The following is a 2,241-nucleotide window of genomic DNA, read 5'->3' as shown; positions in this document are numbered from 1 at the left end:
TCAACGGCACTGCCATCTTCTTTGACGATCTTAACTTTGAAGCTTGGAGCACTCCATTGACCTTCCTTATATTCAGCGCCACCACCTAAATAAGTTGCAACTGTCTTATTCGTATCAAAAAGCTGAGAACCATTGACCGCTTCACTTGAGCTTGCAGAAACCTCTCCATTGGAAAGAAACTTAATTTTACTGTTGCCTTTCTCATCACCCTCTCCATGCGTTGCTAGAAACGCCTTTTCAGAATCACTCCACAACAACGCATTCTGCTTAATATTTTCAGTAACCTCCGTGTTGTTTTGAGTAAACTCTTTTTGAAGATTCTCAAAAGATGTTCCTACACCAGCAAATGCTTCCGATACAGTATCATACTTCTTCTCTTCAACTTTAGTACCATCCTCATTAACGATCTTAACTTTGAAACTTGGAGCCGTCCAAGCGCCACCTGCATAACTAGCATCACCACTTAAAGACTTTGCAACACTGTTACCTAGAGAATATAGCTGATTTCCTGCTACAGCATCGCTTGAGCTAGCAGTAATATCACCATTTGCAAGTGATGTGATTTTGCTGTGTGTCTTCTCACTACCTTTTTCTCCATGCAAGGCGACAAAAGCACCTTCAGCCTTGCTCCATGATAAAGAATCTTGTGCAACTCCTTCTGAAACTTCCTTAATACGAGCGTTGATAGTGCTCATGCTGTCATTAATGTCATTAAACGCACCTGCAACATTATTACTGCTCTTCTTATCTCCTTTCGTACCATCATTGCTGAAAGTCTGAATTTGGAAATCCGGATCTTGCCATTCGCCTTTCTCATTATAACCAGCACCTCCACCAAAATAGCCAGCAAACTTTTTTTGCAGATCATAAATCTGTCCACCCGTAATCGCATCACTCGAGCCTAATACTATAGAGCCAGCTGCAAGTGATGTGAGCTTGCTGTTCTCTTTATTGTCCCCATGCGTCGCTACAAACGCTTCTGCGTCCTTATCCCACAACAGCGCATCGCCTTGAACTTCCTGAGTAATATTCGTGATATTTTCAGTAAGTTCATTAAACTTATTCGTTAGGTTGTTATTCACATTCTTGAAATTCGTATCAATACCTTCAATGGCTAAACCAACATCACCATAAGATTTTTCTACTACCTCGCCTTTTGCATCAACACTGGATAATTTATAGGTTGGACCCGTGAAAGTACCATCTTTAAAGCTTGTACCTCCACCTAAGTATTTCGCAATATCCTGAGAAACCTTAGAAATCTGACCGCCATTAACCGCATCATGCGAATTCTCACTAATCTGACCTTCGGCAACATTATGCAAACCAACAGTTGCAGAACCCTTACCTTTACCCAAAGTCACACTCGCATAATTAGTGCTGCTATTATCATCACCTTGTTTATCATAGTGAACAACAGCCGATTCATCAGACTGAAGACTGGTAGAAAGATCCTTTAAACTTTCATCAAGCTGACCCTTGTTAACCGCTTCATTATCCCTTGTCGCTGTCTTAACACCTGAAAGTATTCTATCTTGGCTTTCCTTATCCGCAATACTGATGCTCGCACCTTCTTTTTCACCACCAAGCTTGATTACATTTGTCGTATCATCAAACTTAACAAGACTATCTCCTACAACTTTATTAATCTCATTCTTAAGCTCTTTGTGAATATTCGTGAATGAAGCGCCTACACCAGCAAATGCTTTAGCAACATCATCATAACTTTGCTCTTCAACAGCACTGCCATCTTCTTTGACGATCTTAACTTTGAAGCTTGGAGCACTCCATTGACCTTCTTTATATTCAGCGCCACCGCCAAAGGATTTAGCTATATTCGTAGCTGTTGTTTCAAGATTGTTAGATACACTGCTTACATTTTGATTAGTCGCAAAAAGCTGAGAACCATTGACCGCTTCACTTGAGCTTGCAGAAACCTCTCCATTGGAAAGAAACTTAATTTTACTGTTGCCTTTCTCATCACCCTCTCCATGCGTTGCTAGAAACGCCTTTTCAGAATCACTCCACAACAACGCATTCTGCTTAATATTTTCAGTAACCTCCGTGTTGTTTTGAGTAAACTCTTTTTGAAGATTCTCAAAAGATGTTCCTACACCAGCAAATGCTTCCGATACAGTATCATACTTCTTCTCTTCAACTTTAGTACCATCCTCATTAACGATCTTAACTTTGAAACTTGGAGCCGTCCAAGCGCCACCTGCATAACTAGCATCACCACCT

The 2,241-nt window shown here is 40.7% G+C and carries 1 pseudogene; it reads right to left on the bottom strand.

Annotation, left to right across the window (positions count from 1 at the left end):
• Positions 1 to 2,241, bottom strand: a pseudogene (locus ACFIO3_RS11880) (hypothetical protein); the annotation flags it as partial.

It is taken from the genome of Bartonella sp. AD328YNZD (assembly GCF_042196425.1).
The sequence above is the reverse complement of the archived record's forward strand: the minus strand, read 5'-3'. Positions and strand labels throughout refer to the sequence as shown.